General features: G+C 70.6%; 21 protein-coding genes. 11 read left to right on the top strand and 10 right to left on the bottom strand.

All coding sequences use genetic code 11. The features are described from left to right. Positions 1 to 270 precede the first annotated feature (270 nt). From JAP66_RS18325 to JAP66_RS18315, 3 genes are all read left to right on the top strand, one after another. Positions 271 to 1,341, top strand: a complete 1,071-nt coding sequence (locus tag JAP66_RS18325) for a quaternary amine ABC transporter ATP-binding protein (RefSeq protein WP_307849626.1) — start codon at positions 271 to 273, stop codon at positions 1,339 to 1,341. Then, positions 1,334 to 2,188, top strand: coding sequence for an ABC transporter permease (locus tag JAP66_RS18320; protein WP_199433007.1), 855 nt, complete (start codon positions 1,334 to 1,336; stop codon positions 2,186 to 2,188). The genes JAP66_RS18325 and JAP66_RS18320 overlap by 8 nt, the downstream gene beginning before the upstream one ends. Positions 2,189 to 2,259: 71 nt before the next feature. Further along, positions 2,260 to 3,201: a glycine betaine ABC transporter substrate-binding protein gene (locus JAP66_RS18315; protein ID WP_199433006.1), complete on the top strand. Its 942-nt coding sequence runs from the start codon at positions 2,260 to 2,262 to the stop codon at positions 3,199 to 3,201. Positions 3,202 to 3,265: 64 nt separating this feature from the next. Here JAP66_RS18315 and JAP66_RS18310 read toward each other — a convergent pair whose 3' ends face one another. After that, positions 3,266 to 3,970 (bottom strand): IclR family transcriptional regulator, encoded by a 705-nt coding sequence (locus JAP66_RS18310; RefSeq protein ID WP_199433005.1) that lies wholly within the window; start codon positions 3,968 to 3,970, stop codon positions 3,266 to 3,268. Between the two features lie 62 nt (positions 3,971 to 4,032). On the opposite strand from JAP66_RS18310, the gene JAP66_RS18305 reads away from it, so the two are divergent. Genes JAP66_RS18305 through JAP66_RS18285 form a run of 5 tightly spaced genes read left to right on the top strand, consistent with a single transcriptional unit; the run spans position 4,033 to position 8,260 of the window. After that, entirely contained in the window at positions 4,033 to 4,791 is a 759-nt protein-coding gene (locus JAP66_RS18305; RefSeq protein WP_199433004.1) for an alpha/beta fold hydrolase, read from the top strand. Next, positions 4,791 to 6,047, top strand: a complete 1,257-nt coding sequence (locus tag JAP66_RS18300) for a cytochrome P450 (RefSeq protein WP_199433003.1) — start codon at positions 4,791 to 4,793, stop codon at positions 6,045 to 6,047. Before JAP66_RS18305 ends, JAP66_RS18300 begins: the two co-directional genes overlap by 1 nt. 59 nt (positions 6,048 to 6,106) lie before the next feature. After that, positions 6,107 to 7,597 carry a helix-turn-helix domain-containing protein gene (locus JAP66_RS32960; protein ID WP_199433002.1) on the top strand — a complete coding sequence of 497 codons (1,491 nt, stop codon included), beginning with the start codon at positions 6,107 to 6,109 and terminating at the stop codon, positions 7,595 to 7,597. A gap of 13 nt (positions 7,598 to 7,610) precedes the next feature. Next, a complete protein-coding gene (locus JAP66_RS18290; protein WP_199433001.1) occupies positions 7,611 to 7,835 on the top strand; it encodes a hypothetical protein in 225 nt (74 codons plus the stop codon). 11 nt (positions 7,836 to 7,846) lie between these two features. Beyond that, complete coding sequence (locus JAP66_RS18285; protein ID WP_235999127.1) at positions 7,847 to 8,260, top strand: hypothetical protein; 414 nt, start codon at positions 7,847 to 7,849, stop codon at positions 8,258 to 8,260. A gap of 20 nt (positions 8,261 to 8,280) precedes the next feature. On the opposite strand, the gene JAP66_RS18280 is transcribed toward JAP66_RS18285, so the two are convergent. The 4 genes from JAP66_RS18280 to JAP66_RS18265 all read right to left on the bottom strand — a co-directional run bounded on the left by JAP66_RS18280 (position 8,281) and on the right by JAP66_RS18265 (position 10,957). Further along, positions 8,281 to 8,649: an STAS domain-containing protein gene (locus tag JAP66_RS18280; RefSeq protein WP_199432999.1), complete on the bottom strand. Its 369-nt coding sequence runs from the start codon at positions 8,647 to 8,649 to the stop codon at positions 8,281 to 8,283. A 284-nt stretch (positions 8,650 to 8,933) separates the two neighbouring features. Further along, positions 8,934 to 9,347 carry a DUF6292 family protein gene (locus JAP66_RS18275; protein WP_199432998.1) on the bottom strand — a complete coding sequence of 138 codons (414 nt, stop codon included), beginning with the start codon at positions 9,345 to 9,347 and terminating at the stop codon, positions 8,934 to 8,936. A 51-nt stretch (positions 9,348 to 9,398) separates the two neighbouring features. Further along, positions 9,399 to 9,950, bottom strand: a complete 552-nt coding sequence (locus JAP66_RS18270) for a GNAT family N-acetyltransferase (RefSeq protein ID WP_199432997.1) — start codon at positions 9,948 to 9,950, stop codon at positions 9,399 to 9,401. A 38-nt stretch (positions 9,951 to 9,988) separates the two neighbouring features. Next, a complete protein-coding gene (locus tag JAP66_RS18265; RefSeq protein ID WP_199432996.1) occupies positions 9,989 to 10,957 on the bottom strand; it encodes a LysR family transcriptional regulator in 969 nt (322 codons plus the stop codon). A 130-nt stretch (positions 10,958 to 11,087) separates the two neighbouring features. On the opposite strand from JAP66_RS18265, the gene JAP66_RS18260 reads away from it, so the two are divergent. From JAP66_RS18260 to JAP66_RS18250, 3 genes are read left to right on the top strand one after another with little or no spacing between them, the layout of a single operon-like run. Beyond that, entirely contained in the window at positions 11,088 to 12,473 is a 1,386-nt protein-coding gene (locus JAP66_RS18260; RefSeq protein ID WP_199432995.1) for a CitMHS family transporter, read from the top strand. Then, on the top strand, positions 12,470 to 13,816 hold the full coding sequence (locus tag JAP66_RS18255; RefSeq protein WP_199432994.1) for an acyclic terpene utilization AtuA family protein: 1,347 nt from the start codon (positions 12,470 to 12,472) through the stop codon (positions 13,814 to 13,816). The genes JAP66_RS18260 and JAP66_RS18255 overlap by 4 nt, the downstream gene beginning before the upstream one ends. Further along, the gene (locus tag JAP66_RS18250) at positions 13,813 to 14,142 is read left to right on the top strand and encodes an AtuA-related protein (RefSeq protein ID WP_199432993.1); all 330 of its coding nucleotides are present in this window, start codon (positions 13,813 to 13,815) and stop codon (positions 14,140 to 14,142) included. The genes JAP66_RS18255 and JAP66_RS18250 overlap by 4 nt, the downstream gene beginning before the upstream one ends. 18 nt (positions 14,143 to 14,160) lie before the next feature. Here the strand turns inward: JAP66_RS18250 and JAP66_RS18245 are convergent, their stop codons facing one another. From JAP66_RS18245 to JAP66_RS18225, 5 genes are all read right to left on the bottom strand, one after another. Further along, the gene (locus tag JAP66_RS18245) at positions 14,161 to 14,892 is read right to left on the bottom strand and encodes a class I SAM-dependent methyltransferase (protein WP_307849612.1); all 732 of its coding nucleotides are present in this window, start codon (positions 14,890 to 14,892) and stop codon (positions 14,161 to 14,163) included. 243 nt (positions 14,893 to 15,135) lie between these two features. Continuing rightward, positions 15,136 to 16,827 carry a ribonuclease J gene (locus JAP66_RS18240; protein ID WP_199432991.1) on the bottom strand — a complete coding sequence of 564 codons (1,692 nt, stop codon included), beginning with the start codon at positions 16,825 to 16,827 and terminating at the stop codon, positions 15,136 to 15,138. A 213-nt stretch (positions 16,828 to 17,040) separates the two neighbouring features. After that, on the bottom strand, positions 17,041 to 17,220 hold the full coding sequence (locus JAP66_RS18235; RefSeq protein WP_199432990.1) for a hypothetical protein: 180 nt from the start codon (positions 17,218 to 17,220) through the stop codon (positions 17,041 to 17,043). A gap of 54 nt (positions 17,221 to 17,274) precedes the next feature. Next, complete coding sequence (locus JAP66_RS18230; RefSeq protein ID WP_199432989.1) at positions 17,275 to 17,496, bottom strand: DUF3072 domain-containing protein; 222 nt, start codon at positions 17,494 to 17,496, stop codon at positions 17,275 to 17,277. A gap of 115 nt (positions 17,497 to 17,611) precedes the next feature. Then, a complete protein-coding gene (locus JAP66_RS18225) occupies positions 17,612 to 19,213 on the bottom strand; it encodes an ATP-binding cassette domain-containing protein (protein WP_199432988.1) in 1,602 nt (533 codons plus the stop codon). Positions 19,214 to 19,276 lie beyond the last annotated feature (63 nt).

The following is a 19,276-nucleotide window of genomic DNA, read 5'->3' as shown; positions in this document are numbered from 1 at the left end:
AGTGTCACGAGCAGGTCTCGATTGATCCATTCGAGCGCGTCGATTGGACGTTGCGTGTCGAAATGTCGGGCACCGAGCGAGTAGGTTGCAATTCGAACGACGAGAGGGCGGGTCTGCACAGTCGCGACCACCGTGCTGCGCGTGGTGGCGCCCGGCGTCGCGAATCGAGCCGTGCCGGGACGCCGGTACGACCCGGAGTGCCCTGCGCAGTGCACCGGTTACGCGGCGTACGCGCGAGCGGACCCGTCCCGCGCTGTCCCCGAGCGAAAGGTGATCGTGGCTGCGATACGGACGGAAGGGCTCTACAAGGTCTTCGGCCGGCGAGCCGATGAGGCGGTACGCCGGCTACAGGAGGGTGCGAGCCGTGAGGACGTGATCCCGCTCGGAGCCACTCCCGCCGTGATCGACGTGACCTTCGACGTCAAGCCCGGCGAGATCTTCGTGGTGATGGGACTGTCCGGTTCGGGAAAGTCGACACTCATCCGGACGCTGAACGGGCTGCTGATACCGACGGCCGGGCACGTCTACGTCGGCGGGGACGACATCGCCGCACTGAACCCCGCCGCGCTGCGCACGCTGCGCCGAGACCAGATGAGCATGGTTTTCCAGCACTTCGCGCTGCTGCCGCACCGGACAGTGCTGGAGAACGCCGCCTACCCGCTGAAGGTGCGCGGGCTGAAGAAGGACGAGCGAGCCGCCAAGGCCAGGGACGCGCTGGCGATGGTCGGCCTGGACGGCTGGGAGGACAAGCTGCCTCAGCAGCTCTCCGGCGGGATGCGGCAGCGGGTCGGCCTTGCCCGCGCGCTCGCCGCCGAGACCGACATCATGCTCATGGACGAGGCGTTCTCCGCGCTTGACCCGCTGATCCGCAGGGAGATGCAGGACCAGCTCCTGGAACTGCAGCAGCGGCTGGCCAAGACGATCGTGTTCATCACGCACGACCTCAACGAGGCGATGCGCCTCGGTGACCGGATCGCGATGATGCGGGCAGGCCGGATCGTGCAGATCGACACGGCGGAGGCGATCCTGCGTAAGCCGGCGAACGACTACGTCGCCCAGTTCGTGCAGGACGTCGATCGCACGCGCGTGCTGACGGCGGCCACCGTGATGGAGCCCGTCGGCGACGGCGCCCTCGAGCGCGGTCAGCCGACGGTGTCGCCGGGCACCATGCTCGCCGATGTCTTCAGCCTCTCGGCGCAGAGCCCGCTGCCGGTGGCGGTCGTCGACGACGACCGGCGGCTGGTCGGCGTCATCCGCCGTGAAACGCTGCTGAGCTCGATGGCCGCCGGCGACGTCGCCCCGACGGAGCTGACGGCGGAAGGGGAGGTCACCCATGGATGAGTGGCGCATCCCGATCGGTGTCTGGGTCGAGGACGCCATCGACTGGGTCCAGGACACGTTCCAGCCGGTCTTCGCGTTCATCCGCGACGTCCTGATCGCCGCCTACGAACAGTTGTCCAGCCTGCTCGAGCTCTCGCCGTTCTGGGTGATGGTCCTGCTGCTCGGTGTGCTCGGCTGGCTGGTGCGTGGCTGGCGGTTCGGTGTCGTCGGCGCGGCCGCCCTGCTGCTGATCCAGTTCGTAGACCAGTGGGAGAACGCGATGCAGACGCTCGCGCTGGTGACCATCGCCGTCGTGGTCGCGACGATCGTGGCGATCCCGATCGGGATCGTGGCGGCGCGCTCGCGCATCGTCAGCAACGCGGTGCGGCCCGTGCTGGACTTCATGCAGACGATGCCGCCGTTGGTCTACCTCATTCCCGCCGTGGTCCTGTTCCGGGTCGGCGTGGTGCCGGGAATGATCGCCACGGTCATCTTCGCGGTACCCCCGGGTATCCGCCTCACCGAGCTCGGGATCAGGCAGGTGGACGCCGAGGTGGTGGAGGCGGGCCACGCCTTCGGCAGCACCCCGGGCAGCATCCTGCGCAACATCCAGCTGCCGCTCGCGCTGGTGACGATCATGGCGGGCATCAACCAGGTCATCATGCTGTCGTTGTCGATGGTCGTGCTCGCCGGTTTCGTCGGCGCGCCCGGACTGGGTCAGCAGGTTCTTTCAGCAATTTCCCGATTGGACGTCGGTCTCGGTGTCGAGGCCGGCCTGTCCGTGGTGATCCTCGCGATCTACCTGGACAGGGTGACCGCGGCCCTCGGGGCCCGGTCGGCGGTCGCGCGTCTGGAACAGACGGCGTGAGCCGCCATTACCGCAGAGTCACAACGTGGGTGTCGCGCAGACCTAGGTCGGATGCCCGAGGAGAGAATGACATGCACAGAAGCAAGTTCGGAAAGTCAGCGCGACTGATCGCCGGAGCCGCCGCCACCGCTCTGGTCCTCGCGGCCTGTGGCGGCGGGGACGACGGAGGCGGCGAAGCCGGCGACCAGGGCCAAGCTGGTGGCAACGGCTCGCTGCAGGGCAAGGACGTCACGATCGGCGTATTCAGCGGCTGGGAAGAGGGAATCGCGGCCTCGCACCTGTGGGGACACATCCTCGAGGAGGAGGGTGCGAACGTCAGCTACGAGACCGCCGACCCCGGCCCCATCTACGCGGGTGTGGCGCAGGGCCAGTTCGACGTGTCGTTCGACGCGTGGCTGCCCTCCACGCACGAGGACTACTGGAACGAGCACAAGGACAACATCGAGGACCTCGGTGTCTGGTACGACAACGCGCCGCTGACCATCGCGGTCAACGAGGACGCTCCGATCCAGTCTCTCGAGGAGCTCGCCGGTGCCGCGGACCAGTTCGGCAACCAGATCGTCGGCATCGAGCCCGGCGCGGGCCTCACCCGGATCACCAAGGAAGAGGTGATCCCGCAGTACGGTCTGCAGGACATGGAGCTCGTCGAGTCCTCGACCCCGGCGATGCTCGCCGAGCTCGAGGGTGCGATCGACCGCGGCGACAACGTGGTCGTGACGCTGTGGCGGCCGCACTGGGCCTACGACGCGTTCCCCATCCGGGACCTCGAGGACCCGAAGAACGCGCTGGGCGACCCGGAGGAGATCCACGCCTTCGCGCGGAGCGGCTTCTCCGAGGACTTCGGCCAGGCCGCGGAGTGGATCAGCAACTTCAAGCTCACCGACGAGCAGCTGAGCTCGCTCGAGAAGATCATGTTCTTCGAGAACAACGGTGAGAAGAACGACGAGTCCGTCGACCAGTGGTTGCAGGACAACCCCGACTACATTCAGTCGCTCAAGGCCGGAAACCTGTAACCGGCCTTTCCGCCCGCCGCCCCCGCAGCTCCGGCAGCGGGGGCGGCGGCATGCCGGGCCCGGGTCACGACATCAGTTGCGCGGCGATCGCCCGCGCCGTCGCCCGGACGGCACCGGCCACCTCTTCGGCATCCAGTTCGGTGAGCGCCACCACGCCGATACTGGCCTCCGCTTCGCCGTCCCGTACGGGAAGCGCGACGGCCAGCCCCCATGCGCCAGGTTCCAGCTCGCCCGCGGTGACCGCGTAGCCACGTTCACGGGCGCGGGCGATCGCTGCGCGTTCACCCGCGGCGGGCGGCCGGGCGGCGAGGATCGCGATACCGGCGGCGCTCACGGTGAGCGGATGCCGCACGCCCACCCGGTAGCCGACGTGCAACTGTGCCCGGCGCGGTTCGACGGAGCAGGCGTTGACCGCCTCGTCGCCCTCGGCGAGCGTGAGGAACGCCGTCGCGGCCACCTCGTCCGCCAGCACGGCGAGCCGCGGCTCGGCCAGCACTCTGAGATCGGCGCGCACGCCGCCCGCGAGCCCGAGCAGGCCCGCGCCGAGCCGGAACCGCCCATCGGCCTCCTGCGCCACGAGTCCATGTGCCCGCAGCGTGCCGAGCAGCCGGTAGACGACCGTGCGGTGCGTGCCGAGTGCCGTCGCCATCCCGTTCACGCCGAGCCCGCCGGGGTTCTCGCGCAGGATCTCGAGCACGCGCAGCCCCCGGCCCAGTGTCTGCGAGTAGGCGGACGGCGGACGGTTGACACCGTGTGTGGTGTGTTTCACCATTCACCTCGCAAGGTGCGAAAGCGGCACCAGAGGAGCGAATATAGCACTCGGAGGATACGGTGGCCAGTGAAGTCCAGCGTGTCGGCGACGGTGCGCACGCCGTCATCGCACTGCACGGATGGTTCGGTTCCGCGGCCGCGTGGCGGCCGGTGCAGCCCTATCTGGACGGAGAGCGGTTCAGCTATCTCTTCCCGGACTACCGCGGGTACGGAGCGCGCAGATCTGAGCAGGGGGAGCATTCGATCGCCGAGGCCGCGGCCGACGTCATCGGCCTCGCGGACGAGCAGGGGCTGGACCGGTTCTCGCTTGTCGGTCACTCGATGGGCGGCAGCGTGATGCAGCGGGTGCTGGCCGATGCGCCCGAGCGGGTGCGGGCGCTCGTCGGCATCTCACCGGTGCCCGCCTGCGGTGTGCCCTTCGACGAGCAGAGCTGGGAGCTGTTCTCCGGCGCGGCCGAGAACCCGGGCAACCGGCGCGCGATCATCGACTTCACCACCGGCAACCGCCTCACCGGGACCTGGCTGGACGCGATGGTCCGGCACTCGCTGGAGCATTCGGACCCGCGGGCCGTCGCCGAGTATCTCCAGGCGTGGGCACGCACCGACTTCCACGGCGAGATCGAGGGCCGCGACGTGCCCGTCCGGGTCATCGTGGGGGAGCACGACCCCGCGCTCGACGCGGAAACCATGGGCGCGACGTTCGAGAAGTGGTACCCGAACTGCGAGCTCGTGGTCTTCGGCAACGCTGGCCACTACGCGATCGACGAGACACCGGTGGCCCTGGCCACCGCGATCGAGGACTTTCTGGGAGCACGGTGATGACGGCGGCCGCCGGCCTGCCGGACGTGTTCGACCCGCGGGTCTTCGCCGCCGGGGTGCCACACGAGGCGTTCCGGCACCTGCGCGACACGGCGCCGGTGGCCTGGCAGGACGAGCACGAGGTGCTCGGCTGGCCCGCCGGGCCCGGGTACTGGGCGATCACCCGCTACGACGACGTCAGGCACGTGCTCCGCACGCCGGAGGTGTTCTCGTCGTGGCTCGGCGCGACACAGATCCGCGATCCGGAACCCGACGACCTGGCCTTCATCCGCAGGATGATCCTCAACATGGACCCGCCCGAGCACCTGCGGCTGCGCAGGCTGGTGTCGGCCGTCTTCACGCGCCGCAGGCTCGAACGCTCCGCCTCCACGATCGCCGAACGTGCCCGCGCGTTGCTCGATCGGGTGGCCCCGCGCGGCGAGTGTGATCTTCCGGTCGACGTCACCGACGACTTTCCGCTGGCGAACCTGGCCGACCTGATCGGTGTCCCGATCGAGGACCGGGAACTGCTGCTGCACTGGACGAACCGGGTGATTGGTTATCAGGACCCCGAGCATGCCGAGGTGGTGCGCGGGCCCGACGGGAAGCCGGTCAACCCGCGCTCCCCCGCGATGCTGCGGGACATGTTCGACTACGCCCACCGGCTCGCGGAGCACAAACGGGCGCGGCCCGGGGACGACCTGATGACCGCGCTGGTGCGGGCGGAGGTGGACGGCCGCTCGCTGGACGACGCCGAACTGGAGATGTTCTTCTTCCTCATGGTGATCGCCGGCAACGACACCGTGCGCAGCGCGCTGCCGGGCGGTGTGCTGGCGCTCGCGGAGCACCCGGGGGAGTACCGGCGGCTGCGGGCGGACCGCACGCTGCTGCCCGGCGCGGTCGAGGAGATGCTGCGGTGGCATCCGCCCGTGCTCAGCTTCCGCCGCACCGCCACCGAGGACGTGCGGCTGCGGGGCCGGCGCATCCGGCGCGGCGACAAGGTGGTCGTCTACCACGTGTCCGCGCATTTCGACGAGCGCGCTTTCCCCGACCCGCACCGCTTCGACATCACCCGCGAACCCAACGACCATCTCGCGTTCGGACAGGGACCGCATGTGTGCCTCGGCGCCCAGTTCGCGAGGTTACAGCTGCGGATCTTCTTCACCGAACTGCTGAGGCGGCTACCCGAGGTACAGCTCGCCGGTCCGCCGACGCGGCTCACCTCGAACTTCATCAATGGTCTGACGCACCTCCCGTTGCGCTGGCCCGTTTCGTGAGCTGACCCGGCGTCACTATCCTGACGATTCGGACTTCTACCGAAGGGACGCTTCGTCGAGTGGCCGGTCAGAGCGGTGCCGCGCATACCGCGCACGACTCGTGGCAGTACGCCGAGCAACTGCAGCGGATGCACGGCGACGCGGCCCGGACCGACGGCCTGCGCCTGGTCCTGCGCAGGCTGGCTCGCGCGGTGGACGGCCGGGCGGCGTTGCTGGACGAGACGGGACGGCTGGAGTACGCCTTTCCCGGGGTACCGGCCGGCCTGCTCGCAGCCGCCGAGGGTGACCTCGCGCGGCTGCGGGAAGGCCGGGCGAGGTCGGCGTCCGTGCGGCACGGCACGCTGACGGTCTCCGCGATGGCGATCGGGGACGGCAGGGGAGCGCCGGTGCTCCTCGTCGCGGCCGACGAGCCGCGGCTGCGGGAGGCGAACCGGCTTGTCGCCGACGCCGGCCGGCTGCTGTGGCTGTGCTGGCAGGTCGAGACGGCCCGACGCGGGCGGCAGCGGGTCGACAGCGCCGACAGCGCGATCCGTGAAGCCGTGCTCCATCTCCTGATGCTCGGCGAGCAGGACGCTGCCAGGCGGGTGGCCGCCGCCCTCGGCCCCCGTCTTCCTGCCGCCATGCGCGTGTACGTCGTGGAGTCCGGCGGGCCGCGGCGGGACGCGGTCGCCGCCCGCCTCGCCGAGGTCACCGGCGGCCGGGCCTGGATCGTGCGTTGCCCGGTGTACACCGGGCACGTGATCGTCCTGGCACCGGACTCGGGGGAGGACGGTGCGGTCCGGGACCGGCTGCGGGAGCTCGCCGGGGAGCCCGGCGGGCCGCGGGCCGGGGCCAGCCTGCCGGTGGCGCTGCGGAACGCCCGCACCGCCTACGAGCAGGCGTTCCATGCGCTGGCCCGTGCCCGCGCCGGTCCCACGCACTTCGCGGTGTTCAGTGCGAGGTACGACCTCGCGGCGGTGCTGGGAGCGGCCGGGACCCGGTGGGCCGCGCGGCTGCTGGCCCCGCTGCACGACCACGTGCCCGCCCGGCCGCAGGATCCCGGCGCGGCCGAGCTGGTGAGCACGCTCGACTCGTGGCTGAGCTTCCATCGCCGGGCCGCCGCGCAGCTGAAAATCCACCGCAACACGCTCTCGGCGCGGCTGGCCCGCATCGAGGAGATTCTCGGCTGCGACGTGCACGACGTCGGCACGCAGGCGAGGCTGCACCTGGCGTTGCGGCTGCTGGAGGGCGCGGCGCCGCGGCGGCCCGAACCGGCCGACGACGAGCTCGACACCCTGATCATCCCGGCGGTGGCCGGGGGCTGGGCGGAGAACCAGCTCGCTCCCTTGCTTGACGGCGATGCGCGGCTCGCCGACACCGTGCGTGCCTGGCTCGGGAACAACGCCCGCCTGGACGCGACCGCCACGGCGCTGGGTGTCTCCACCGCGGCGGTGCGCAAGCGGCTGACGCGGGCCGAGGCGCTGCTCGAACGCGCGTTGTTGTACGGCCCGTCGGCGCGCTACGACCTGTACCTGGCGCTGCGTGTGCACGATGCGGCGACCGCGCCGTGATCACCTCGCCGCCGTGCCCGGTCCGGCGGCGAACATGCTCACCCCCAAGACCAGCACGTGCACGGTGTCGGCCGGGCAGGACGGCGTGGATTTCCTCGCTGTCACTCTGGCAGGTGAATCGGGGCGTTCCAAGTTCCGTTTCGCACAGCGTGCCCGGCCCGTCGGTACCGATTCGCTGCGCCTCCAGGAATCGGCGGTGTTGCCTGAGGGCGCGGACGGGACGATCCTGGTGCGGTAGAGGTGATGGTGATGCGGCACCGAGTGTTGCTGGTCCGGCAGTGGGATGTGCAGATGGGCGGTTCCGGCTGTTGCGGCAGGCTGGGCAGCGATGCGGTGTGCACGCTGAACGACGCGACCGACGACCCCTACGGACACGCACGGCCCGACATGGAACGGGCCGGTGCCGTGTACCGGGCGCTGCGAGAGCGCTACCCGGAGGACGAGCTGGAGCTGACCGTCGTCGACCCGCGCAACACGGCGTGGGTGTTGCCCGCGGTGTGGCGCGACGCGCGGCGGCGCGGACTGTCCGTCCGGTCCGCGCTGAGGCAGGTCAACGCCGCCACGGCCGCGTGCGCGGTGGTCTGCGACGGTGTGGTGCTCACCCGCGGCGCCGAGCCGGCCGCGGCTCTGGCCGCGGTCGAGGCGGATCTCGCCGCCCGCTGACCGCCGGCGGGCGGTACGGGTTACCGCACCGGATCCTCGTTGCCCGGTACGAAGGCACCGTCCGCCGCGGGAACGATGTCGAGGACCCGGTCGAGTCCGGTGAGTTGCAGCGGACGCAGCACGGTGCGCCCGTCCGCGACAACCCGCAGGTCGAGGCCATGCTGGCGGCACCGTTCGTGGCCCTCGATCAGCAGGCTCATGCCGACCGAGCCGAAGAAGGAGACTGCGGTCAGGTCGATGATCATCGTGTTCGCGGTACCGGCCTCGTCGCACGCCGCGACCAGGGCGGCCTCGAAGCGGGGTGCGGTGGTCAGGTCCACGTCGCCGGACACGGCGACGACCACGGCGGCGCCGGTGGTGTTTCGGGTGATGCACAGAGCGTCGGACACGGTTTCTCCCACCGTCCAGGTTGCGGCAAAGGCGTCGAGGACGAGTGGTGACAGCCATAACGCCGTCAGCTCGCGGGATAGCGGAACGTCGATCGATGGACCACAGATCTCGCCTCGACCGGCTGACGGCTCAACCGTGCTTCCGATCGTACTGATTCGTGTGCGTGGTCCGCTACAGGGGGCGAGGTTCGTTTCCGGTGGTCTTTCACCCGCAGGCGATCGGTAGATGTATAACGACCTATACCGCTCGGCGTTCGACACGCTCCACGGCCCACCAACTCTCGTCAGGTCGCGTAACGGCCCAACCGCCTGGACAGCTCACCGCGGTTCTCCGCGGCCGGGAACTCCGGGCGGGCCCGCTCGCTCCAGCGCCCCGCCACCACGTCGGCGACGAACCGGGCGACGACCTGCGGGTCGGGCACCGGATCGGTGCCGCCCAGGTGCGCGAGCACGACCGGCTGCTCGGCCGGGTCGGTCTCCACGGCGACGGACCAGCCGTGCCGTTCGTTCCACACCAGCATCAGGTCGTGCCCGGGGTGCTCGGCCCAGCGTCCGGCGAGTCCCAGATAGGCCGTGGCCGTGTCGCTGATCTCGAAGCCCGTACCGTCGTGCGGGATGTCCGCCGCGACTGCCACTGCCCGGACGTATCCGGCCAGGCCCAGCCGCAATGCCCAGCTGACATCGGGTTGGGTGTCCATAGCACGCCACGTTACGCGGTGAGAACGCTCCCTCTCGTGGCCGGGTTCGGATCAGTCGGCGGCGGCGGCCGGGCGGTCGAGGTCGGCCGGGCGCAGGCGGAAGACTTGCAGCGTGAGGCCGAAGTACTTGTCGGTCTCACCGACCCACTCCATGCCGTTGCGGCGGACGGTGGCGGCGGCCCTGGTGTTGCCGGGGCGGACGACGGCGAACAACTCGTCGATGTCGTGCCGGAAGGCCCAGTCGGCCAGTGCGTGGGTGGCCTCACTGGCGTAGCCGTGGCCCCAGCAGTCCGGGTGGAGCTGCCAGCCGATCTCGAGGTCCTCGTTGCGCGGCGGAAGGGGGAGCAGTATCGCGCCGCCGATGACGCGCCCGTCGCCCTTGCGCTCGATCGCCCAGCGGCCGGCCGGCGGGATCGTCCTCGCATCCTCGGCGATCCACTGCTGCAGCACCAACCGCATCGCGGGAAGATCGGCCACCTGGTCCAGGGCAGGGCTGAGCCAGCGCGAGACCGCGCGGTCGCCGTACACGTCGAGTGCCGCGGGGGCGTCCTCGACGCTCCAGGGCCGCAGGATGAGCCGTTCGGTGACCAGCGATGCCGTCATGCGGGCCTTCCTGTCCTTCAGGAGCGCAGCATACGCCCTCACGGCGCCGAACGGGACCGGTCAGGACGGCTCGGGCCGCCCGCCCACCTGGCGCCGCTCGGCAGCGTCAGTCCCTGCGCACCCGCCTGCCCGAGAGTCGTCATCAGTCCCTGCGCGGTGCGGGACCGGGGACGCCGCGGGTCGTGGACCAGGCAGACGTCCCGCTCCACGACGGGGTCCGTCGCGGTGCGCCGGCGGAGCCCGGCGAACCGCATCATCGGCAGCACCAGCGCCGGCACCATCGACACCCCGAGCCCCGCGGCGGCCAGGCCCGCGACGGCGCCGATGTTGCGGGCTTCGGTGACCGGTCCCAGCTCGATGTCCTGGTCGCCGAGCACCTGGTCCACATAGGAGCGGATGCTTGTGCTGTGGTCGAACGCGACGAACGGCTCGCCTCGGAGGTCCTGCCACGCCACCCGGTCGAGCCGGCCGAACCGGTGGCCGGGCGGGAACACGCAGACGAAGCGGTCCACCGCGATCCGCTCGGCGTGCAAGGACGGTGGGACGGTGGGAGCCACGGTCACGGCCATGTCGACCGACCCGGCGACCACATGGTCGAGTACCTCACGGGAGAGTCCGTCGTGGATGGTGACGGCGACCTGCGGCCGGTCCTCGCGGAACGCGGACAGTACGGGCGGCAGTACGGTCGCGGCGAGGGAGGGCAGTGCCGCGATCGCGATCGACCCCCGGGTGCCGTCCAGGTAGCCCTGAAAATGGTTGAGGGCCGCGTCGAACTCCGCGAGCAGCCTGCGGGCGATGGCCAGGAAGTGTTCTCCGTCGGGCGTCGGCCGGACGTGTCTCGTCGTGCGTTCGAACAGCGGGACGCCCAGCCTGCGTTCCGCTTCCAGCACGGTCCGGCTCAACGAGGACTGCGCGGTGTGCAGCGTGTGCGCGGCGGCCGTGTAGCCGCCCGCGTCGGCCACGGCGACGATCACGCGGAGGTGCCGCACGGCCAGATCAATGCTCATACAGCATCAATCTATGTCCGATCAATGTTGGACGCCAGGTGCGGCCCGCCGCACACTTTGGCCGGGCTGACCGCCGGTGCCGGCGCTCGGCGTTACCCGCTTTCTGTCGTCTCGTGAGAGGGCCCGGACAATGCTGTCTTCACTGGGGTTCCTGACCGTCGGTGCGATCCTGGCGCTGCTGCTGACCAACCGGGTCGCGGCGGTCGTGGCACTCGCGGGTGTTCCGGTCGTGACCGGCCTCGTCGCCGGGTTCGGTCCCGCGGAGGTAGGGGAGTTCGCCGCGTCCGGCCTCGGGGACGTGGTCGGGGTTACCACGATGTTCGTCTTCGCGATCGTCTACTTCGGAGTGATGCGGGATGCCGGCATGTTCGATCCGGTCATCTCCCGGATCGTCGCCTTCGCCGGGAACGCACCGGTCACCGTCTGCCTGGCGACGACGGCGCTGGCCTGCGCGGCGCACCTCGACGGCGCTGGGGCGACGACGTTCCTGATCACCATCCCCGCCATGCTGCCCATCTTCGACCGGCTCGGGATGCGCAGGCTGGTGCTCGCCACCTGTGTCGGTCTGGGTGCCGGGGTGATGAACCTGTTGCCGTGGGGCGGGCCAACGGCGCGCGCGGCGACGACGACCGGTGTGCCGGTCAACGACCTGTGGGTCCCGCTGATCCCCGCCCAGATCGCCGGGGTCGCCACGGTCCTGGGCATCGCGTGGTTCCTCGGCAGGCGCGAGGCGCGCAGGCTCGCCGTGGACCGGCCGGGCGTGGTCCAGGACGGTGTTGCCGTGGCAGCGGGCGGCGTGCCTGCGAGCGGTTCGGCCGGTTCTCCGGGGCTCCCTGGGGACAGCGATCCGGCAGCGGCCGGGCACGATCCGGCCGGTGACCTGCGCAGGCCCAGGTTGCTCTGGTTCAACGTCGCCCTCACGATCGCCGTGATCGGCTGCCTCATCGCCGCGGTGGCTCCGGCGGAGCTGCTGTTCCTCGTCGCCGTCGTCATCGCCCTGGTCGTGAACTACCCGGGCCTGAAACGGCAGACCGACAGGATCGAGGCACACGCGCGGGGCGCCATGCTGATGGCGACGACCTTGCTGGCCGCGGGGGTGTTCCTGGGAGTGCTGGACGGTACGGGCATGATCGACGCGATGGCCGCCACCGCGGCGGAGGCGATCCCCGGGGCGGCGGCCCCCGCGCTGCCGCTGATCGTGGGGATCCTCGGCGTGCCGCTGAGCCTGCTTTTCGGCCCGGACGCCTACTACTTCGGAGTTCTTCCCGTGCTGATCGGCGTCGGGGAGCAGTTCGGGGTCAGCGGGGCCGCCATCGCGCAGGCCTCGCTGCTCGGTGAGGAGACGGTCGGGTTCCCCATCAGCCCGCTCACCGGCGCCTTTTACCTGCTCGTCGGGCTCAGCGGAGTGGAGATCGGCAGGCACATCCGGCATCTGCTCGGCTGGGCCTGGCTGGTCGGCCTCGTCATGCTGGCCGTCGCCATGGCCACCGGAGCCGTCCCGCTGTGGTCCGCATGACCCCGCATACCGTGCGGCTGGGGGCGGGTGCCGGTTTCGCCGGCGACCGGATCGACCCGGCGGTGGATCTGGCCCGCCGCGGAAGCCTGAACTATCTGATCTTCGAGTGCCTGGGCGAGCGCACCGTCGCGGCCGGCCACGCACGGCGGCTGCGGGACCCGGACGACGGCTACGACCCGCTGCTCGGGGCCCGACTGAGGGCCGTGCTGCCGGCGTGCCGGTCGTCGGGGACCGCGGTGGTGACCAACTCGGGCGCGGCCAACCCCGCGGCGGCCGGTGCGCGGGCGGCCGAGGTGGTGCGGGAGCTCGGCCTGCCGCCGCCGCGGATCGGGATCGTCACCGGTGACGACGTCCTCGACACGGTGCGACGCCTCGACCCGGTGGTCTGGGAGACCGGCGAGCGGCTGTCCGGCTGTGCCGACGAGCTCATCTCGGCCAACGCCTACCTGGGCGCGGAACCCGTCGCCGAGGCGCTGGACGGGGGAGCGGACCTGGTCATCACGGGACGGCTCGCCGACCCGGCGCTCTACGTCGGGCCGCTGATGCACGAGTTCGGCTGGGGCGCCGGCGAGCACGATCTGCTCGCCAGGGGCACGATGGTCGGCCACCTGCTGGAGTGCGCCGGACAGCTGACCGGCGGCTACTTCGCGGATCCCGGCACCAAGCCGGTACCCGGCATGGCCCGGCTCGGTTTTCCCTACGCGGACGTCGACCGGAACGGAATGGCCGTGCTGGGCAAGCTCGCCGGATCCGGTGGCCGCCTCGATCCGAGGACCTGTGGTGAGCAGCTCCTCTACGAGGTGGACGATCCCGCCGCCTACGTGACTCCCGATGTGGTCGCGGACTTCACCGGGGTCACCTTCGGGCAGTCCGCCCGGGACGAGGTCCGGGCGCGGGGAGCAACCGGGCGCCCGCGCCCGGAGGAGCTGAAGGTGACGCTCGGCTTCCGCGGCGGCTGGCTGGGGGAGGGGCAGATCAGCTACGCCGGTCCGCGCTGCCTCGACCGCGCCCGGTTGGCGGCGGATATCGTCCGCGAGCGCCTGGTGTCCGTGCACGGCCTGGCCGCAGGCGCGATCGAGACCGAGTTCATCGGTGCGGCCGCCGCTTTCCGTGGCCTGCTCGCCGTGCCCGAGCCCGCGGAGGTGCGGCTCCGGGTGTCGGCCCGGGTGCCCACCGCGGAGCTCGCCGGTGCCGTGGGTTGGGAAGTGGAGTCCCTGTACACCAATGGTCCGGCCGGGGGTGGCGGCGCGCGGCAGGACCGCCGTGAGGTCGTCGTGGTGCGGTCGTGCCTGATCAGCCGTGCGCAGGTGGCCGCGGCGGTGCGGTTCCTGGAGCCCCGATGAGCCGGATCAGCCTGGACGAACTGGCGGACGTCCGCGCGGGGGACAAGGGCGACACCCTGATGCTCGCCGTCCTTCCCCGTGACGCGGCGGCGTTCCGGCTACTGGACCGCGAGCTCACCGCGGCGGTGGTGCGGGAGCACTTCGGTCCGGTGGTCACGGGGCAGGTGCGGCGACACGTCGTACCCGGCCTGCCTGCGTTCGTGTTCCGCCTGCCGGGCGTGCTCGCCGGTGGCGTCACGGGATCGACGATCCTCGACGGCCACGGCAAGACGCTCGGTTTCTACCTGCTGACCCTGCGGCTCCCACTACCGGATCAGCCGGGCTGAGCGGGCGTGAACGACCCGTCACGCACCGTCCGGCTTACGGGCCACGCACAGCACGGACTGGCCGAACGGCACCCTCACCACCTTCTCGACGGCCTTGGTCACCGGTACGACGAGCCGGTCGTAGATGGCGACCAGCTTGCGGTTCGGTGCCCCGGCGCCCCCCTTGCGCACCGCGGCCCACCACGCGAAGGCGCCGAGGAAGTTGACGGGACGGGCCAGCCGCACGGACAGGCCGGCGGCCTCGGCCGCCTCGGTCACGGTGCCGGGTGTGTACCGGCGGAAGTGACCGACCTTGCGGTCGAACTCGCCGTAGAGCTGCTGGTAGCCGGGGACGAAGAGGACGATGTTCCCGCCAGGGCGGATCGAGTCGGAGAGCCGGCGCAGAGCGTCGGTGTCGTCCTCGATGTGCTCCAGCACGTTGATCGCGATCAGCGTGTCCACCGGTTCGGCGAGCGTCGACTGGCCGTCGATGTCGAACTGCTGCACCTCGATCTCGTGACGGTCGGCGAAGCGCTCCTTCATGCTCTGTACCGCGCCGGGGTCCACGTCGGTCGCGACGTAGCGGTCGGCACCGGTGAAGCCGTCGGCGAACTCGCCGAGCCCGGCCCCGACCTCAAGCACACTGCGCCCGCAGTGCGGCCGGATGAGCTCTCGCTGGTACTTGAGGTACCGCGGCTTTCCGTGGTCGCTCTCCAGCCCCCGGCCGGTCGCCGCGTTGAACGCGCCAAGGCCCTGTCCGTCGTCAGTCACACGATCTCCTCCCGTCGAATGTCCACGCGATCGACGGAGCGGAAAACTGACGCAACGTGGTGGCATCAGCTGAACCGACCGCAGACGGTGGGGAGCTCAGGCGGTTTACCCGGTTGCGCCCGAGGCTAGTTCATTGCGAATCCCGGCCCTGAGCGGGGCCGTTGCCGATCCGTTACCCGTACGGCGGCCATGTCCGGCATATCCGTTCCGGCCGGACTGCGCCGGCATGAGAGCTCCCCTCGATCAAGCCTCGATGACGACAGGGATGACCACGGGCTGCCTGCGGTAGGTCTTGCGGGCCCATTTCTCGGTTTCCCTGGCGATGAGCTGTTCGAGCTTGGGAATCGTGGTGACGCTGTGCTCGGCGGCGCCGGCGAGCGCCTTGTCGATGGCGGTGGTGAGCGTCGGGAGTGCGGAGGTGTCGTGCTCGAATCCACGGGTGATGATGTCGGGGTCCTCGGCCAGGCGGCCGGTATCGGTGTCGATGAGCGTGATCACCGTGAGGATGCCTTCCTCACCGAGCTGGCGGCGCTGGGCGAGCGTGGTTTCGGTGACACCGCCGACAGTCTGCCCGTCGACGTAGACGTTGTGCACGTCCACCTTGCCGGTGATGCCGGCGCGACCGTGCTCCAGGTCGATGACGTGGCCGTTGTCGGCGATGAGGACGCGGTCGCGGGCGACGCCGGTGCTGACGGCGAGTTCGGCGTTGGCGCGCAGGTGGCGGGCCTCGCCGTGCACGGCGAGCACGTTGGAGGGTTGCACGATGTTGTAGCAGTAGACCAGCTCGCCGGCGCTGGCGTGCCCGGATACGTGGACCTTCGCGTTGCCCTTGTGCACCACGTTCGCGCCGAGGCTGGTGAGCGCGTTGATGACGCGGTAGATGGCGTTCTCGTTGCCCGGGATCAGGGAGCTGGCCAGCAGCACGGTGTCGCCGTCGCCGACGCTGATCGAGTGGGTGCCTGCGGCCATCCTGGACAGCGCGGCGAGCGGCTCGCCCTGCGAGCCGGTGCAGATCAGGGTCACCTTGTTCGCGGGCAGCCGGTCCATCGTCTTGGCGTCGACGACGAGCCCGTCCGGCACGTGGAGATAGCCGAGTTCGGTGGCCAGCCCCATGTTGCGGAGCATGGAACGGCCGACGAAGGCGACCTTGCGGCCGTGCGCGTGGGCAGCGTCGAGAACCTGCTGGATGCGATGCACATGGCTGGCGAAGCTGGACACGATCACCCGGCGCGGGGTGTCGCGGAACACCGTCTCGATGGCCGGGGTGAGCTCGCGTTCGGCGGTGGTGAACCCGGGCACGTCGGCGTTGGTCGAGTCGGTCAGGAACAGATCGACGCCCTCCTCGCCGAGCCGGGCGAAGCCGCGCAGGTCGGTGATCCGGCGGTCCAGCGGGAACTGGTCCATCTTGAAGTCGCCGGTGTGCAGCACCAGCCCCGCGGCGGTGCGGATGGCGATGGCCAGGCCGTCCGGGATCGAGTGGTTGACCGCGAGGAACTCGAGGTCGAACGGACCGGTGCTGAGCGTGCCGCCCTCGCTGACCTCGGTGAGCACCGGCCGGATCCGATGCTCGGCCAGCTTCGCGGCGATGAAGCTCAGCGTCAGCCGCGAGCCGATCAGCGGGATGTCCGGGCGCTCGCGCAGCAGGTACGGGACGCCGCCGATGTGGTCCTCGTGGCCGTGGGTCAGCACGACGGCCACCACGTCGGCGAGGCGGTCGCGGATCACCGACCAGTCCGGCAGGATCACGTCCACGCCGGGCTGGTGCTCCTCGGGAAAGAGCACCCCGCAGTCCACGATGAGCAGCTTGCCCGCATGCTCGAACACCGTCATGTTCCGGCCGATCTCCCCGAGCCCACCCAGCGCGATGACGCGCAGAGCGTCCGGGGCCGGCGAAGCAGGTGGACGGGAAACCGAGGACCGGTCTGGAGAAGTCACACCTTCACGTTACGTGAGGGTCCTCGGCGCTTGAACGGCGACCGTGCCTCTGCTCGCTCAGCTCAGCGACGAGACCGGCTCCCGCCAGGCAGGGACCCGAAATGATGTGGCGATGCCAACAGGCGGTACTGCCAACGCGCGCACGCATGCCCCAATGTGGCATCAGGTGCGTTCAACGCACCTGACGCCACATTGGGGGGCGCGCGGCGCCGCTCACTCGTCGGCGTCCGGCTCCGTGGGGTCCGGTTGTTGCGTTGGGTCGTCCTCCGGCTCGTCGCCTTCGACCGGGCCGAAACCGGGCGCCGGTTCCGGTGCGCCCCGGCCCGGGTCGGCTGCGGGGATGACATCGCGGTCGGGGTCGAGGTTCGGTTCGAACGGAGAAGAAGTCGTCATCGCCCTCGGATACCCACGGCGCCCGGCGACGATGCCCGCCGGGCGCCGCGTCCGTCAGGTCCCGCGACCGGTGCGTTGCTTGAGCTCGTCGATCAGCTCGGACGCGCGGGCCTTGCTCATGTCGTCGGGCACCTCTTCGCCCGCCTCCTGCGCCAGCGTGTGCAGGTAGGAACGCTGCGGGCCGGTCATCGGCTCGTCACCGGTGACCCACTCCTCGCGGTCCTTCTCCGGTGTCGGCGACGCCGGCTCCGGCGCCCCCTGCCGTTGCTCGTTCATCACGCCTCCTCGTCGGTCACCGTGTTCCCCCACCGGCCCTGGTATTGCCCGAAGGTGAGGAGGTTATGCGGGTGTTTCGAGCGGCGCCGCCGGTTGCCGGTGCGGCAGGCCGACGTCAGGTCCACACGGGTTCGTCCGTCTCGCGGACGCGACCGTCCCCGCCGAACACCAGGTAGCGGTCGAAGCCGGCGGTGAACCAGCGATCGTGCGTGACGGCGAGAACGGTGCCGCTGAACCTCCCCAGTCCGTGCTGCAGCGCGTCGGCGCTGGCCAGATCGAGGTTGTCGGTGGGTTCGTCGAGCAGGAGCATGGTCGCCCCGGTGAGTTCGAGCAGCAGGATCTGCAGTCGCGCCTGCTGTCCGCCGGACAGGGACTCGAACGGCTGGTTCCAGGCCGGCGCGATCTCGTACCGGGCGAGTGCCGACATGGCGTCGTTGCGCTCCATCCGGCAGTCGGCCATCACGATGTCCGCGGGTCTGCGTCCGTGCAGGTCCGGCCGGATATGGGTCTGCGCGAAGTGTCCGGGTAGCACGCGAGCGCCGAGGGAAACGTTCCCGTTGTGCCGAATCGAGGGCTGCTCGACCGGTGGGCTCTGCGCGAGCAGGCTCAGGAACCGCGACTTGCCCGAACCGTTGGAGCCCAGGATCGCGATGCGCTCGCCGAACCACACCTCCAGGTCGAAGGGAGCCACCAGCCCGGGGAGCTCCAGCCGATCGCAGATCAGCGCACGTTTGCCCGTGCGGCCACCGCGAAGGCGAACCCTGATGTTCTGCTCCCTGGGCGGACGCTGCGGCGGTCCGGCGTCCTCGAAGCGAGCCAACCGGGTCCGGGCGGCGCGGTAGGCCGAGCCAACGGAGTCGTTGCGCGCGGCGGTCTGGCGCAGTGTGCGGACCAGCGTGGTGAGCCTGCGGTGCTCGTCGTTCCACCGGCGGCGGCGCTCGTCCAGCCGGTCGATGCGGTGCCGGCGGGCCTGCGCGTAGGTCGCGAATCCCTCGCCGTGGACCCAGACGTCGCGGTCCTCGACCGTGACGATGCGATCAGCGGCATTGGCGAGCAGCTGGCGGTCGTGGGACACCAGCAGGATGGTCTTCGTGCTGGCCCGTAGCCGGTGTTCGAGCCACTGCTTGCCGCGGATGTCGAGGTAGTTGTCGGGTTCGTCGAGCAGCAGCAGCTCGTCCGGGCCGCGGAGCAGCGCCTCCAACGCCAGCCGCTTCTGTTCGCCACCGGAGAGCGTGGTCACCTCGCGGTCGGCCGCCTGGTCAAACGACATTCCGAGGGCGGCGGTGGTGCAGGCGTTCCAGGTGGCCTCGATCTCGTAGCCACCCGCGTCGATGTGCTCGCTCAGTGCCGTGGCGTACCTGAGCTGGCTCGGCTCATCACCGAGATCGGCGAGTGCCGTCTCCGCGGCGGCCAGAGCGGCCGTGCTGGCGCGGACGCGGGCCGGCGCCACGGACAGCAGCAGGTCCCGGACAGTGCTGCGATCTCGTAGGTCCCCGATGAACTGCCGCATGACTCCGAGCCCGCCACTGCTGGCGAGCTCCCCGCTACTGGGCCGGACGTCCCCGGCGATCAACCGGAGCAGGGTCGTCTTCCCCGCTCCGTTCGGTCCGACGACACCCGCGGTGACGCCGCTGCCGACCCGGAAGGACACGCGATCGAGCAGCATCCTGCCGTCCGGCAGGGCATAGCTGAGGTCGGTGGCCGCCACATGCGCCATCGCTACCGCCCCCCGGGGCTCGTCAGGTGCACCGACGCGAACGCGATCGGTGTCTCGTACATC

This window comes from Qaidamihabitans albus (genome assembly GCF_016464705.1).
Lineage (GTDB): Bacteria > Actinomycetota > Actinomycetes > Mycobacteriales > Pseudonocardiaceae > Qaidamihabitans > Qaidamihabitans albus.
This window is presented reverse-complemented; position numbering and strand designations above follow the sequence as displayed.

Bases quoted from the DNA above. Each gene is read 5' to 3' on its own strand.
- JAP66_RS18320 (WP_199433007.1), top strand. From the start codon at position 1,334: ATGGATGAGTGGCGCATCCCGATCGGTGTCTGGGTCGAGGACGCCATC.
- JAP66_RS18250 (WP_199432993.1), top strand. From the start codon at position 13,813: ATGAGCCGGATCAGCCTGGACGAACTGGCGGACGTCCGCGCGGGGGAC.
- JAP66_RS18300 (WP_199433003.1), top strand. From the start codon at position 4,791: ATGACGGCGGCCGCCGGCCTGCCGGACGTGTTCGACCCGCGGGTCTTC.
- JAP66_RS18315 (WP_199433006.1), top strand. From the start codon at position 2,260: ATGCACAGAAGCAAGTTCGGAAAGTCAGCGCGACTGATCGCCGGAGCC.
- JAP66_RS18235 (WP_199432990.1), bottom strand. From the start codon at position 17,220: ATGACGACTTCTTCTCCGTTCGAACCGAACCTCGACCCCGACCGCGAT.
- JAP66_RS18270 (WP_199432997.1), bottom strand. From the start codon at position 9,950: ATGACGGCATCGCTGGTCACCGAACGGCTCATCCTGCGGCCCTGGAGC.
- JAP66_RS18225 (WP_199432988.1), bottom strand. From the start codon at position 19,213: ATGGCGCATGTGGCGGCCACCGACCTCAGCTATGCCCTGCCGGACGGC.
- JAP66_RS18265 (WP_199432996.1), bottom strand. From the start codon at position 10,957: ATGAGCATTGATCTGGCCGTGCGGCACCTCCGCGTGATCGTCGCCGTG.
- JAP66_RS18230 (WP_199432989.1), bottom strand. From the start codon at position 17,496: ATGAACGAGCAACGGCAGGGGGCGCCGGAGCCGGCGTCGCCGACACCG.
- JAP66_RS18260 (WP_199432995.1), top strand. From the start codon at position 11,088: ATGCTGTCTTCACTGGGGTTCCTGACCGTCGGTGCGATCCTGGCGCTG.
- JAP66_RS18275 (WP_199432998.1), bottom strand. From the start codon at position 9,347: ATGGACACCCAACCCGATGTCAGCTGGGCATTGCGGCTGGGCCTGGCC.
- JAP66_RS18255 (WP_199432994.1), top strand. From the start codon at position 12,470: ATGACCCCGCATACCGTGCGGCTGGGGGCGGGTGCCGGTTTCGCCGGC.
- JAP66_RS18285 (WP_235999127.1), top strand. From the start codon at position 7,847: ATGCGGCACCGAGTGTTGCTGGTCCGGCAGTGGGATGTGCAGATGGGC.